Source organism: Streptomyces canarius (assembly GCF_014650735.1).
In the GTDB taxonomy this organism is placed as follows: Bacteria; Actinomycetota; Actinomycetes; order Streptomycetales; family Streptomycetaceae; genus Streptomyces; species Streptomyces olivaceoviridis.
This window is the reverse complement of sequence record NZ_BMVN01000053.1, coordinates 36769-49889: the sequence shown is the minus strand read 5'-3', so window position 1 is coordinate 49889 and position 13121 is coordinate 36769. Positions and strand designations below refer to the sequence as shown.

General features: G+C 72.3%; 10 protein-coding genes. 1 reads left to right on the top strand and 9 read right to left on the bottom strand.

Going from position 1 to position 13121, the window contains the following annotated elements:
* Window positions 1–291 precede the first annotated feature (291 nt).
* From IE294_RS39930 to IE294_RS39895, 9 genes are all read right to left on the bottom strand, one after another.
* The gene (locus tag IE294_RS39930; protein WP_189894293.1) at window positions 292–1188 is read right to left on the bottom strand and encodes a LysR family transcriptional regulator; all 897 of its coding nucleotides are present in this window, start codon (window positions 1186–1188) and stop codon (window positions 292–294) included.
* A gap of 194 nt (window positions 1189–1382) precedes the next feature.
* A complete protein-coding gene (locus IE294_RS39925; protein WP_189894292.1) occupies window positions 1383–2243 on the bottom strand; it encodes an NAD-dependent epimerase/dehydratase family protein in 861 nt (286 codons plus the stop codon).
* Between the two features lie 329 nt (window positions 2244–2572).
* Window positions 2573–6661 (bottom strand): discoidin domain-containing protein, encoded by a 4089-nt coding sequence (locus IE294_RS39920; RefSeq protein ID WP_189894291.1) that lies wholly within the window; start codon window positions 6659–6661, stop codon window positions 2573–2575.
* 496 nt (window positions 6662–7157) lie between these two features.
* Window positions 7158–8423: an MFS transporter gene (locus tag IE294_RS39915; protein WP_189894290.1), complete on the bottom strand. Its 1266-nt coding sequence runs from the start codon at window positions 8421–8423 to the stop codon at window positions 7158–7160.
* 253 nt (window positions 8424–8676) lie between these two features.
* Window positions 8677–9327, bottom strand: a complete 651-nt coding sequence (locus IE294_RS39910) for a flavin monoamine oxidase family protein (protein WP_229917818.1) — start codon at window positions 9325–9327, stop codon at window positions 8677–8679.
* Between the two features lie 386 nt (window positions 9328–9713).
* Window positions 9714–10385: a hypothetical protein gene (locus IE294_RS39905; protein WP_189894288.1), complete on the bottom strand. Its 672-nt coding sequence runs from the start codon at window positions 10383–10385 to the stop codon at window positions 9714–9716.
* A 25-nt stretch (window positions 10386–10410) separates the two neighbouring features.
* Complete coding sequence (locus IE294_RS48250) at window positions 10411–10677, bottom strand: hypothetical protein (RefSeq protein ID WP_229917817.1); 267 nt, start codon at window positions 10675–10677, stop codon at window positions 10411–10413.
* A 10-nt stretch (window positions 10678–10687) separates the two neighbouring features.
* On the bottom strand, window positions 10688–10996 hold the full coding sequence (locus IE294_RS48245; protein ID WP_229917816.1) for a hypothetical protein: 309 nt from the start codon (window positions 10994–10996) through the stop codon (window positions 10688–10690).
* A 107-nt stretch (window positions 10997–11103) separates the two neighbouring features.
* Window positions 11104–11871, bottom strand: coding sequence for a hypothetical protein (locus tag IE294_RS39895; RefSeq protein ID WP_189894287.1), 768 nt, complete (start codon window positions 11869–11871; stop codon window positions 11104–11106).
* Between the two features lie 172 nt (window positions 11872–12043).
* Between IE294_RS39895 and IE294_RS39890 the strand changes: the two genes are divergently transcribed.
* Window positions 12044–13048, top strand: coding sequence for a helix-turn-helix transcriptional regulator (locus tag IE294_RS39890; protein ID WP_189894286.1), 1005 nt, complete (start codon window positions 12044–12046; stop codon window positions 13046–13048).
* The last annotated feature ends 73 nt before the right edge of the window (window positions 13049–13121 follow it).

Below are 13121 nucleotides of genomic sequence, written 5' to 3'. Positions count from 1 at the left end.
ACGGCACCTTCTACGAACCGCAACCTGCCCCCACGGGTTGACGAAACCCATAGGGGCACCCCCAGGCCATGTGCTCGACAGGGGGAGAAAGTCATGCCAACTCCGGAGGCCGGGCGCCCCATTGCCGGGCCACCAAGAAGGTAATGGGGGGCACGCACCACGGCCCGGCCGGCGGTGAGGCCGTCCGCGCCTCTCCCCGCACTCCGGCACCGGGCCACCCACGCCTGAGGCCGAGCCCGGTGAGCCCGGCCGGTGTCTCCGGGGGAGCCGGAGTGGCTTCTCGGGTGGTCCTCAGCGTTGCGGCGGCTGTTCGTCGGTCCGGGGCCGGCCGAGGGTCTCCGCCGCGGCCTCGGCGAAGTCGTGGATGAGGGGCGAGCGCCGGGACGCCACCCATGCCAGGGCCACCTCGTTGGGGCCGATGCCCTCCACGGGCAGCGGGATCACATCCGGGCGGGTGTAGAAGGTGGCGGTGGACAACGGGAGCACGCAGATGCCCGCACCGGAGGCCACCAGTTCCAGCTTCTCCTCCACCTGGTGGATCGCGGGCACCCCGGGGCGCCGCCGCTCCCGCAACTCCAGTGCCACGTCACGCCATTCGGGTACGGCGTCCGGGTCCTGGAGCAGGTGCTCGCAGGCGAGGTCGCCGACGGTCACCGACGCCCTGTCCGCCAGACGGTGTCCCGCGGGCAGCATGACGACTCGGGGCTCCCGGAAGAGCGGTCGCACCTGAAGGCCCCGCTGGTCGATGGGCAGCCGTACGACACCGATGTCCGCCCGGCCGTCCTGGAGCACCTCCACCTGGTTGTCCCAACTGGTGCGCAGCAGACGCACGGCGACACCGGGGCGGCGTGCGGTGAAGACGGCCGTGGCCGGGGTGACCGTGATGCCGGGCATGAACCCGATGGTCAGCGTGGGGGTGCCCCGTGCCGCCGTCCCCACCCGCCGCAGCAGCGCCTCGGCCGAGGCGAGCAGCGGGACGGCGTCCTCCAGCAACTGCTGCCCGGCCGGAGTGAGCAGAGTGCCGCGCCGGTCCCGTGCGAAGACCTCGACGCCCAGGTCGTCCTCCAGGCTCCGGATCTGCCGGGACAGCACGGGCTGCGCGATGTGCAGCCGCTCGGCCGCGCGCCCGAAGTGGAGCTCCTCGGCCACGGCCACGAAATACCGGAGCTTCCGCAGGTCAAGATCCACCCGGACTCACCGCTCACTCTCTCCGAGGCGACGACCCAGTCGGGCGGTCGGCTCTTCCTGGAACGACTCCTCGATCGCCTCGCAGGACGATCCAGGCAGTTGCGCACGAATCTACCCGTCACGGCTACGGCGAGCCGTCACGGACGGTGCCCGCCGCCTTCGCGGTCGGGTGCCCGTCCTGTCCTTGACCGGGATCACTGCTCGCCGGCGAGGACGGCCAGCGGGTCGGTGTGCGCGGGGGTCCACCCCAGCTCGGCCTCGGCACGTGCCGGAGTGAGCCGCTGGTCCAGGGCGAAGGCGTCCGCTACCGGGCCCATCCGCTCACGGGCCCGCTCCAGCGTGATGGAGGCGACCTTGCCGTCGAGGCCGACGGAGCGGGCGACGGCCAGCGCGCACTCCTTGGCGGTGGGGTTCACGCCGCCCACACCGACGTACACCGAACCGGGCTTCGCCTTCAGGGCGGCGGCGTACAGCTCCGCGATGTCCTCGATGTGCACCAGTGCCCAGCGGTTCGCACCGTCGCCGATGTACGGAACGGCGCCCGCCTCCTTGCCCGGGACGGCGTAGAAGAGGTCGATCAGGCGGTTCTCACCGCCGTACAGCAGACCGGGCCGCACCAGGACGGGACGGCCACCCTGCTGTGCGCGCCCCAGTACGGCGTCCTCCACCGGCTTGCGCCAGGCGACCAGGGGCGGCGGGTTCCAGGGGGCGGTCTCGTCCACGACCCCGTCCGTGTCGCCGTAGACCCAGGTGCCGCCGGTGTGCACGTAGGTACCGGTGCCGATGCCGTCCTGCATGGCGGTGGCCGCCGCGAGGTCCTCGTCCCCGGTCCCGGCCTGCGCCAGGTGGACGACCGCCTCCGCGCGGGTCGCCGCCGCGTTCAGCACACCGAGATCCCCCAGCCCGCCGCGCACCGGCGCCGCCCCGAGGGAGGCGACGGTCTCGGCGGCGCGGTCGGTGCGGGCCAGCGCCTCGACGGTGTGTCCGTGGCGGACCAGCGCACTGATCGTGGCCTTGCCGATGTATCCGGACCCGCCGGTGAGGAAGATCTTCATGGCCAGGGCTCCTGTCTCCGTAGCTCGCTCGCTGACTTCGCTGACCAGCCTGAGCCCGGGGACGGACGCCCGTCCAAGACCTCTTCCGCCGCCTGTGATACCCGATGGGCATGAACTGCCTCGGGCCGTCTGCGTCGACTGACGCCCGTCAGGCGTCACCGGCGCCGACCATCACGGCGGCTCCCGCGTGCCCTGGCGCATCGCGCGCCCCGACCCTGCTCCTCGCGGTGGCCACCGGGGCGAGCACCGTCGAGCCGCGCAGGACGCGTGGCCGCCGCCCGGACCCGGCGTCTGCCGGGTCCGGGCGGCGGCCCGGTGCGCGCAGTGGCTCAGCCGCGCAGCGTCGCGGCCGGGCTGTTGTACGCCTCGGCCGTCAGCACCGGGCGCCGTGCCGAGCCGGCCCCCTTCGGCCAGGACAGCCGGACGGTCCGGGACTCGCCGGGCAGCAGCCACAGGTAGTTGTCGCTGTACAGCGTCGGCAGCACCCGGCGGCCGTGCGCGTCCTCCAGCAGCGACAGCCGGACCATGGCGGCCACCGCCGAGCCCTGGTTGCGGATCACGGCCGTCAGCTCCTGGCGGTCGCCGGAGCGCGACCAGCCGGTGATCGCACCCGTGAGCTTGACCTGCTTCACCTTGTTCAGCCCCCGCAGCGCGGCGGCCTCGCGGTAGCGCCAGTAGGTGTTCCGCGACAGCTCCCTGCCCCGGGAGTCCTCCAGCGTCAGGCGCAGCAGGTGCAGGTCCGGCAGGCCGTCCGTCCACGCGGCGGTGAACGCCTCGGCGGTGGCCGCCCGTTCTACGTCCACCCGGGCGGTCCTGCTGCCGCCGAGTTGCCGGCCGGACAGGTCGTACAGCCGGGCGGTGACGGTGGCGCCCCGCAGGTCCGCCGACGTGTGGTTCACCGCGATGACCCGCCACTTCACCGGATCGGCCTGCACATGCAGCGGCTCGCAGGCCGAACGGGCGCCGTAGTAGGTGCCGTTGACGTCGAAGTCGTAGTCGTACGTCTGCCAGACCGTGCTGTGCCAGGCCGGGTGGGACATCCACAGCATCAGACCGGAGGCGTTGTCCCACAGGTTGGCGTTCCACGCCTCGAACATGGCGCGGGTGTTCTCGTAGTTGACGAACTGCGCCTTGCGGGCGAAGTCGTCCAGGTCGCCGGACTCGCCCAGGCGGGCCTCGATGGCGGCCTTGTAGTTCTGCGGCGCCTGGTTCCCGCGCTCGCTCCAGTCGTGGTAGTACCACGCACCCCGGATCGGCCACTCCGGCTCGTCGCCCGTCATGTTGCGGGTGCTCGCCGCGGTGGAGACGACGGGCATGCCGATCTCGGTGTGGAAGCCGAAGTCATGGCTGCCGTACGTCATCGGGTCGAAGTACTTCTCCGGTTCCACCCAGCCGTAGGGGCCGCCGCCCGTGATGATGCCGCCCGCCGAGTTGTTCTGGTAGAGCACGCCGGGCACCTGCTGCTCCACCGCCTCGCGCATCCCCTTGTCGATGGCGGCCGGGGGATTGCCCTCGTTCGCGCCGCACCAGATCACCACGGACGGGTGAATGCGGTACCGCAGCACGGTGTCCCGTGCGATGGCGTTGAAGGCGTCGTGGTCCGGCGGGTCCATGCCCCACGCGTTGGGGAAGTCGTTCCACACCAGGATGCCGTGGCGGTCGCAGGCGGCGAAGAACTCCTCCCGGTCGCTGCTGCCGACCCAGTTGCGGATCATGGTGAAGTTCATGTCCCGGTGCATCCGCACCGCCGCGTCCATGCGCTCCGCCGGCATCCGGCGCAGCAGTTCGTCCCAGCCCCAGTTGCCGCCGCGAGCCAGCACGCGCACGCCGTTGACGCTGATCTTCAGCGGGTCCGGCGTGTTCGACACGGACTTGACGTCGGTCCACTGCTCGCCGTCGTCGGACACCTGGATCGTGTACGACTTCGGGTACGCGGTCTCCCAGACGACGGCGACGCGGTCGAACGTTCGCGGGGAGCCGAGGTCCACCTGGATCCACTGGTGGTCCTCGTAGGCGGACGACCAGCGGCTGTTCGGGTTTCCGTCGGTGGCGTTCGACGCCGGGTGGTCGGACTCCTCCGTGGAGGCGGTGGCCTTCTGGCGCAGGGCGAGGTCGGTGCCGGGCTCACTGCGGTCGACGACGGAGAGCGACCACAACGAGTTGCCCCAACTGGTATTGCGGAGCCCGCAGTCGAGGCGCACATAGCGTGCGGTCCGCCGGTCGAAGTCCTCGATCTGGAGGCTGGCGTTGCCGTTGTTGAACGGCAGCGGCACCGCCCCGTTGTCCACCGACTTCACATCGGTCCAGTCCGAGCCGTTCGAGGAGACCTGGACGACGAAGGTCTTCGCGTACGCCTGCTCCCAGGTGAGGTCGACCCGGTCGAAGGACTGGACGGACCCGAGGTCGACGCTGATCCACTGGTCGTCCTCGTAGGCGGAGGACCAGCGGGTGCCGGCGTCACCGTCGGTGGCGTTGGCCGCGCGGTTGCTGTCCTGATCGGTGCTGGACGCGTCGGCGTGGGCGTTCAGCGCGAGGTCGGTGCCCGGCTGGGTGCTGTCCCGTACGGACAGGGTCCACAGGGAGCTGCCCCACGAGGTGGCCCGCGTCAGGCAGCGGATGCGGACGTGCCGGGCCTGCCGCCGGTCGAAGGTCACGGTCTGCGTGTAGGCGTCGCCGGACGCCGTGAACGCGAGCGGTACGTCGTACTCGTAGCCGAACTGGCGGATGCCGAAGCGGGTGGTGCGCCGGTCGCTCTCCTGGCCGTCGACCGAGGCGGTGAGCGTGAGGTCGTGCAGGTGGGCCTCGCCCAGGCCGTTCGGCCACCACAGCCGGGGGTCGCGCAGCCTCAACTGGCCGAAGGCGTCCGGGGCGAAGACGACGTCCAGGCTCTCGCCCGCCTTCACGGTGACCGTCTTCGACACCCGTACCTTGTCGAAGGCGGCCGTGACCGTCGCCTGGTGGTCTGCGGTGTCCGCGTTGCGCACCGGCACCACGACGGTCAGCTCGGCCACCGAGACGTCCGGCAGCGAGGGCAGCACGGTGTCCACGCGAGGGTCGCCGATGACGACGTGCCCGGTCGATCTCAGCCGGACGTGGTTCCAGATGCCCGCCGCGCGGTCGCGTACGGCCGGCATCCAGTCCCAGCCCGAGGACGCCAGGTACGTCGGGGAGTTGAGGTTCATCTGCGGCGCGCCGGCGTCCACCCAGGACTCGCCCAGCGGACCCTTGTCACCGGGGCTGCCGGGGACCGGCATCGGCGTGATCCTCACCGCGAGCGCGTTCTCGCCGCTCTCGGCGAGCTGCCGGGTGACGTCGAAGGCGGCACGGGCGAACGGGTACGTAAGGTCGCCCACCTGCTTGCCGTTGAGCCACACATCGGCCTTGTGGTTGACGCCGTCGAACTCCAGCCAGACGTGCCGGCCGGCGCCGGTGCGCAGACCGCGCGGCAACGCGAAGTCCCGCTTGTACCACCAGGAGTGGCGCGACAACGCCTCCGGTATGTGCAGGTTGTTCAGACCCGCCACCGGGTCGGGCAGCTTGCCCTGCTCCACGAGCGAGCCCAGCACGGTGCCGGGAACGGTCGCGGGCAGCCAGCCGCTGGTGTCGACGGACGTCTTCGACAGGCCGGCGCCGTCCGTGCCGGCCCAGTCGTCCATGGTGAGCCGCCAGCCCGACTCCACGGGCACGGTCCCGTCGTCCGCGACCGTGAGCGCCGGTGCCTCGTCGTGCCGGGTGCCCCAGTCGGTCCAGCCGGTGGCCGAGGGGCGATGGCCCTTGGCGGTGCCGTACACCTCGAAGCCGTTGAGGCCGAGGGGCAGCGGACTGGAGCGCTTCCGCGAGGTCATGCGCACCCAGCGCGCGGACACCGGGCGGGGAAGCGGGATGTCCACGACGCCACCGGTCCCGGACGTGGTGCTGTACACCGTCGTCCAGGACTCGTGGTCCACGGACGTCTCGACCACGAAGACCAGCGAGAAGCTCGACTGGATCTCGTCGCCGGTGGTGCCGCTGTGCACATTGCCGGTGGTGGGCGGCGTGTACACCGGGTCGGAGGCGTCGGCCTCGAAGGTGAGGCGGACCCGCGTGACCTCGCAGGCCGCCTGGAGGTCGACGGCTATCCACTGCGGATCGCCGCCCTCGGCACGCCAGCCGCTGCCTTTGACACCGGGGGAGGAGAGGCGGTCGACGACGAAGGACCCGGGGGTCGCGGCGTAGGCCGTCGAAGAGGCCGAGACCGGCCGGTGGAGCGCCAGCTCACCGGGGGAGGCGGCGGAGCCCACCGGCGCGCCGTCGGGCGCGGCGACGGCGGTCGCCGCGGGAAGCACGGAACCCAGGCCGAACCCGGCCAGCAGGGTGGTACCCGTGGTGACGATGGCCCGTCGCGACGGATGGCGCGACGGATCCGACTGATCTGTCATGAACGTGACGTCCCATCAAAAGCGGTGCAGTCCGGACCTCTCTGGGTCTGCCGCAGGAGCAATGACAACGTTGCCAAAGGCTCGATGGCGCAGCGGCTCATGTCAACCCCTGGTACACGGATCGATGTCTGACCGCTTCCGCCGTCTTGTGACGGGTTCCGGTGGATCATGGCTGGAGCGAATGAGGGAAGCCTGCGGTCGCCATTCGTGTGCGTGCGGGCGGCTCGGGGGTGCCGCGTGGGGTCTGTGCGGGTGTGGAGGGCTTGAACGGGGGCCCTACGGCGGCGAAATCCCGCCATGTGGCACTCCTGCGGCGTGGCACGTCGTGTCGGCCGACCGTGACGAGGTGGGTGGGAGTTCGCCCCGAATCCGCAGGGTAGTTGCAGATGTGATCGGTGTCGGACGGCGATGGGTGCACGTCACGCCTCCGCGCCGGGAATGGCCGGTGCCGTCGACGGCGGTGTCCGGCGCGGGGATCTCCTGGCTCACGGGGCGCTCATCGACGGTAGGCGCTGGCGGCGACGGCGGGCAGGAGGGCGAGGGAGAGGAGGCCGCCGGTGAGGGCGAGGGCGGGGTAGCCGGCGGCGGCGACCATGATGCCGGAGGCCATGCCACCGGTGGCGCCGGCGATGGCGATGGAGACGTCGACCACGCCCTGGGTCCTCGCGCGGGTGGCCAGCGGCACGGTGTCGGTGATGATCGCCGTACCGGAGACGAGACCGAAGTTCCAGCCCAGCCCCAGCAGCGCCAGGGCGAGCGCCAGGAGGGCCACGGAGTCACCGGGCGCCGCGGCGGCGAGCACGCCGGCCGCCAGCAGGGTGATGCCGGAGGCGGCGGCGACCTTCATGCCGCCGTAGCGGTCGACGAGCCAGCCGGTCAGCGGCGACGGCAGGTACATCGCGCCGATGTGGAGGGCGATGACGAGGCCGGAGGCGGCGGTGCCGTGCCCGTGGTCGTGCAGGTGGACCGGCGTCATGGTCATGATCGCCACCATGACGAGCTGGGTGAGGACCATGACCAGCGCGCCGAGGACGACGCCTCCGCGCCCCTCGCCCCGGTCGACGGCCCCCGCGGCGGCCGGGTGCGCGGGCGCACCGGCTTCCTCGGCCTGGGCGACCTCGCGGGCCAGGAGCAGCGGGTCGGGGCGCAGCCGGAGGACGAGGACGAGCGCGGCCAGCGCGTAGGCGGCGCCGGACAGCATGAAGGGACCGGCGAGGTTCGGGACGCCGAGGTGTTCGGCGAACGTGCCGGTCGGAGCGGCGAGGTTGGGACCGGTGACACCGCCGAGCGTGGTCGCGACCAGGACCGTGGAGACGGCCCGGGCCCGGCGACCTGGGTGGGCGAGGTCGGCTCCGGCGTAGCGGGCCTGGAGGTTGGTGGCGGAGCCCGCGCCGTAGACGAAGAGGGCGATGAACAGCAGGACGGGGTTGTCCAGGACGGCGGCGGTGATGACGCCGGCCGAGCCGACGGCACCGGTGAGGTACCCGGCGGCGAGACCGGGACGGCGGCCGTGCTTGTCGGAGACACGGCCGACGGCCACCGCGGTGAGCGCGGATCCGGCGGTGAGCAGGGCGCCGGGCAGACCGGCGAGGCTGGTCGAACCGAGCATGTCCTGCGCGAGGAGGGCACCGACGGTCACGCCGGCGGCGAGGCCCGCGCCGCTGAGGACCTGGGAGGCGACGAGGACGCGCAGGATGCGGCGCTGTGCCTGTGCGGGGTCGCATATGGGGGCCGTCGTACCGGCGGGTGCGGTGCTGGTCATGTCTCTCCCGGGGCGGTGGTGTCGCCGTGCACGGGGAAGGCCGGGCACGGCCGGACAGGGCTTCGCACGGTGCGTCGGAAGGGGTTCCCGCGGTGCCGTCCGAAGGGGCTTCGTACGAGGGCGACGTCGTACGGTGTGTACGAAGGGGCTTCGTACGGTGTGTACGAGGGCGACATCGTCCGGTGTGTCGTAACGCGGCGGTGTGCCGGCCCACAACCTTCCCGTTGCGGGCCGGCGCACGACAACGGGATTTCTATGTGCCGGCGCCGATGACGCCGATGCCGGGCTCGTCCGCGCCCGAGGGCGCCGCGAGGACGGCCAGGGCCGCGCGCTCCCCGGAGGCGAGGGCGCCTTCGATGTGTCCGGCGTGCTCGGTCACCGTCTCGGTCGCTGCCCAGTGCAGCCGGTCCTCGAGCGCCGGGCGTTGACAGAGGGGGTGGCCGAAGAGGGAGTAGTCGTCGAGGCGCTGGACCCTGGAGGGGGAAGTCCACCGCTGCGCGCTCCCGTTCCGCGCGTACAGGGCGTCGGGGGTGGCCGCGGCCGGGCCGAAGAGCTGCGCGAGCTGAGCGAGGACGGTCTGGTCGAAGCCCGGGTGGACGGTGCGCGCGTGGGCGAATCCGAGGAGCGCGGCAGGCCGCCCGTCGGGCCCCGGCATGTCGTGGATCCCCTGGAGTGGTCCGGCCCTGCTGAACGCGGCACCGGCCGGTCCCCTCTCCCGCCAGAACGCGGAGGAGTACTGGGCGACGACCTTGACGACGGCCCCCATCCGGACCGGCGTGGACCGGGCGAGGCGCGGGAGGCCGGCGGGACGCGCGTCACCGAAGTCGATGCGCTCCACCGCCAGAGCGGGCGGCAGGGCCGGCACGACGTGCTCGGCGCGCAGTGTTCCGTCCGGGGTGTGCACGGCAAACCCGTCGCGGCCGTCCGGGTGGATGGAGCGGTGACGGGGCTCCTCAGTCGCACGGGCCCCATCTACGAGGAGTTCATCCCCAAGGCGGACGTCGACTCCGCGCTCGACGGGTTCGACACCTTCCACCCCCTCGGCCGCACCGGCACCCCGACGACGTCGCCACCGCCGTCGCCTTCCTCCTGTCGGACCGAACGACCGGGTCACCGGCGCCGTCTGGGACGTCGACGGCGGCGTCATGGCCGGACGCGACTGACCCGTCCCGGCCCCGCAGCCGCGACCACACCCGGTCGCGGCCGGCGAGGCGGGCCGGGCGATCCCCCGGCCCGCGGTGGCGCAGGGCGCCCGCCGCCCTGACGCCCGCCGGACAGCCGCACGGGTTCTCAGGCCGGGGGACCGATCCGCGCGAAGTCCCCGGCCAGACCAACGGGATCAGCATCCGGGTTCAGCGCCGCGACGATCTCCGGCGTCACCGGGCCTCCCGCCAGGACATGACGGACGGCCGCCACGTCGACGGGGGTCTCGTAGTGCTCGGATGCCCACTGCGCGTAGGCGTCCGGCGAACGGTCGACGAGGAGCTCGAAGAGGACCTCCGCGCCGTCCGGGTCGCCGTCGGCCTGCTCGGGGAAGACGATGACGCCGGTCCGCCAGCCGGGATCGGCCGCCCGCTGCCACAGACAGCAGGTGACGGCGGGGACCCCGGTCTCGTCACGCAGCGCGGGCTCCGTGACGTACCGGCGGAAGACCTCGGGCACGGTGTCGAGCACGCCGGGCCACACCGCGGGGGCGTCCGTGCGGGCCCAGGGGCTCATGGGCGATGCGTGGTCGAAGCCCCCGACGTACGCCCCTTCGTCCGAGAACACGATCGCGAACCCGCTCCCCATCCCGTCCCGCATCGACGCCAGTTGCACACCCTCGCTCCAGTGGGCGTCGAAGGAGTAGAACCGCGCGTCCCGCTCCGGGCTGAGCACGGCGTCCAGCACCGCGAGCCCACGGCAGTGGTCGCGCAGTTCCTCGATGCCCGGCAGCGCCCGGGCCACATCGTGCGCGGTCACGAGGCCGTTCCACCCCGCCCCGCTGTCAGACCAGGCATGCGAGGATCTCGTCCCGGAACGCGGAGTCGTCCACGTACGGCTCCAAGCCGATCATGCGCTCCCGCAGTTCGGCGACGACGGCCGCGCGTACCGCGTCGTCGTCCGACTCCAGGTCGTCGCCCGACTCGGCGATCAGCCCGAGGAGTACGGCGAGCACGGGGAGCGAATCGGCGGCCAGTCCCTTCCACCCGGCCCCGTGGTCCCACCCGTTGGGGTCATAGTGGGTGATGCCACCGTCCGCCGCTCCGAGCATCAGGCGCTGGTCACCCCAGAGGGCCACGGTGAAGCAGAAGTTCGTGGGCGGGGAGTCGTCGTCGGGGGGGGCGTTCCCCGTAGATCTCGTCGGCATCGAACGGTTCCCACGCGTCCTCGTCCCGCACGTGCCTCGTGTCGATCCCCACGACATCGAGGTCGACGGCGGGAAACCCGACCGCGAGCAGGAACTCCCTGGACCCGGCATCCGTCAGCTCGGCCGGCAGAGCGGCCTCGTCCGGTCGCCAGAGCGAGCCTTCGCCCAGCCGCTCCTCCAGCCACGCCGCATCCGGTACCAGTGGAATGTCGTCGCTCTTCACCGTATGGCCCCCATGGACTGCGCATCGTTCGATCCGTGCCGGCCCCAGTCAACCGCACAGCCGACCGGCGAACGGCAGGGAGGCCCACCCAGGCCCTGTCGTTCGGATCATCCCGGCGTCGCGGGGCAGGGCGTGGGCGAGGCGTCGGTGAGGGACATCCAGTGCCGGACCGTCTCCTGGTGGGAGCCGGTCGCCGTGCCCGCGGTCACCGCCTCCGCGTCGGCGACGCGGCACGGCACCCCCGCACGGGTCAGCAGCACGAGCGGCCACTCGGGGCCCGCGCCGGCTCCCGCTCCGTCGAAGGCGGTCCAGTCCCACGGTCCGTCGAACCGCCAGGCCCGCCCCGCGGCGTCGGCGACCTCGTCGCCCGGCCGGAGAAACGCGTACGGCCGCATCAACGGCTCGAAGGAGAACGGGATGCCGTCGCCCGGATGAAGGGTGTACCCCGAACCATCGAGGTGGCTCTCGTCCGGGAACTCCCGATAGGTCAGACCGCGGCGCAGCACGCTCACGGTCAGCCGGGGGCGCGGTAGCCAGCCCGTCTCCAGGGGCGGGTCGTGGTGGTCGACGGCGGTGACGTGAACCACGGTCGGCGGCACTCCGACCCGGCAGATGTCCCCCGCCTTCAGGTGCTCGGGCGGCGGGTCGGTCCGGAACAACTCCGACTCCGCCTCAGGGCCCGCGTACCCGCCGGTGTCCACCCCCAGGGCGACGACCCCGTTCCAGTGGACGAACGCGCTGCCGGTGTCGACGCGCCACCATGGCCACCGCACCGACACGTGTCCCCAGGCAAGGCCCTGTTCGACTCTGGCAGGTGTGAAGGGGCAGGCCACCGACAGTACGTCACCGACCCGGAAGTCCCCCTCATGCGCCATGGGCCCAGGCTAGTGCCGGCACCGCTCACGGTCCTCGCGGGTCCCGGTCACGGCCCCGGACCGGCCGCGGGCCGGCACCGTGCCGGTTCACCCCGTACGTGCTCCACGCGCCGCCTCCGCGCCCCGATGTACGATCTTCAACCGTTGGATTCCGAGATTCCGGGAGGCGTCCGTGGCGCTGGAGGTGGCTGGCGTCTCGCCCGAGGAGGAATCCCTCTACCAGATGCTCGTGACGTCCGGTCGGGCCACCAGCGAGGACATCGCCCAGCGGGCCGGCCTGACCGACGCGGAGACCGGGCGGATCCTGGACTCACTGGTCGCCAAGGGCCTCGCCACCCATACGGACGGCACACCCCGGCTGTTCCGTCCCGCTCCGCCGGAGGCGGCGCTGCTGCCCCGGCTGAAGCGCAGCGCCGACGCGCTGGACGTGGCCCGGTTCGAGGCCGCACGGCTCATCGAGTCCTACCGGGAGACGATGCGCAGGCATGACGCCGGCCAGTTGCTGGAGGTGATCACCGGGGCGGAGGCCCTGCGCCAGCAGCTCCGGCAGATCCAGTCGAGCGCGCGCCACGAGATGCTGTGGTTCTGCAAGGCCCAGTACGTGGCCATGCCGTCGGGCACCAACGCCGAGGAGTTCGAGGCGCTGGCCCGGGGCGTGCGCTACCGAGTGCTGTACGAGAAGGCGTTCTTCGACGACGAGGGTGCCTTGGAGAACGTCGTGGCGGGTGTACGGGCCGGCGAGGTGGCTCGTGCCGTACCGCACCTGCCGCTGCGCCTGGCCATCGCCGACCGCTCCGTCGCCGTCTTCCCCCTCGTGGCCGGTGGGCCGCACGGCAGCCCGGAAGAGCCGACCACGGCGCTGGTCAGGGACAGCAACCTGCTCGCGGCCCTCCTCGCCCTGTTCGACCGCTACTGGGAGGACGCCGTCCCCCTGGACATCGACGGCACCGGCACGCTCGCCGGGACCGACGGGGCCGGTCCGGGCGACTCCCTCTCGGCCACCGACCGCAAGCTGTTGTCGCTGCTCGTGGCGGGGGTCGCCGACAAGGCGATCGCCTCGCAGATGGGGCTGAGCCGCCGGACGGTCCAGCGCCGCATCCAGGGCATGATGGAGCGCGCCGGCGCGGTGACCCGTATGCAACTCGCCTGGCAGGCGTCGCGACGCGGCTGGCTGTGAACGGGCCCGCCCGGAGGTCCAGGACACCGGTATGCGCATACCGGCGCGGCGGGTGCCAGGCCCACCATGGGCA

Bases quoted from the DNA above. Each gene is read 5' to 3' on its own strand.
- IE294_RS39925 (WP_189894292.1), bottom strand. From the start codon at position 2,243: ATGAAGATCTTCCTCACCGGCGGGTCCGGATACATCGGCAAGGCCACG.
- IE294_RS39920 (WP_189894291.1), bottom strand. From the start codon at position 6,661: ATGACAGATCAGTCGGATCCGTCGCGCCATCCGTCGCGACGGGCCATC.
- IE294_RS39915 (WP_189894290.1), bottom strand. From the start codon at position 8,423: ATGACCAGCACCGCACCCGCCGGTACGACGGCCCCCATATGCGACCCC.
- IE294_RS48250 (WP_229917817.1), bottom strand. From the start codon at position 10,677: ATGCTCGGAGCGGCGGACGGTGGCATCACCCACTATGACCCCAACGGG.
- IE294_RS39895 (WP_189894287.1), bottom strand. From the start codon at position 11,871: ATGGCGCATGAGGGGGACTTCCGGGTCGGTGACGTACTGTCGGTGGCC.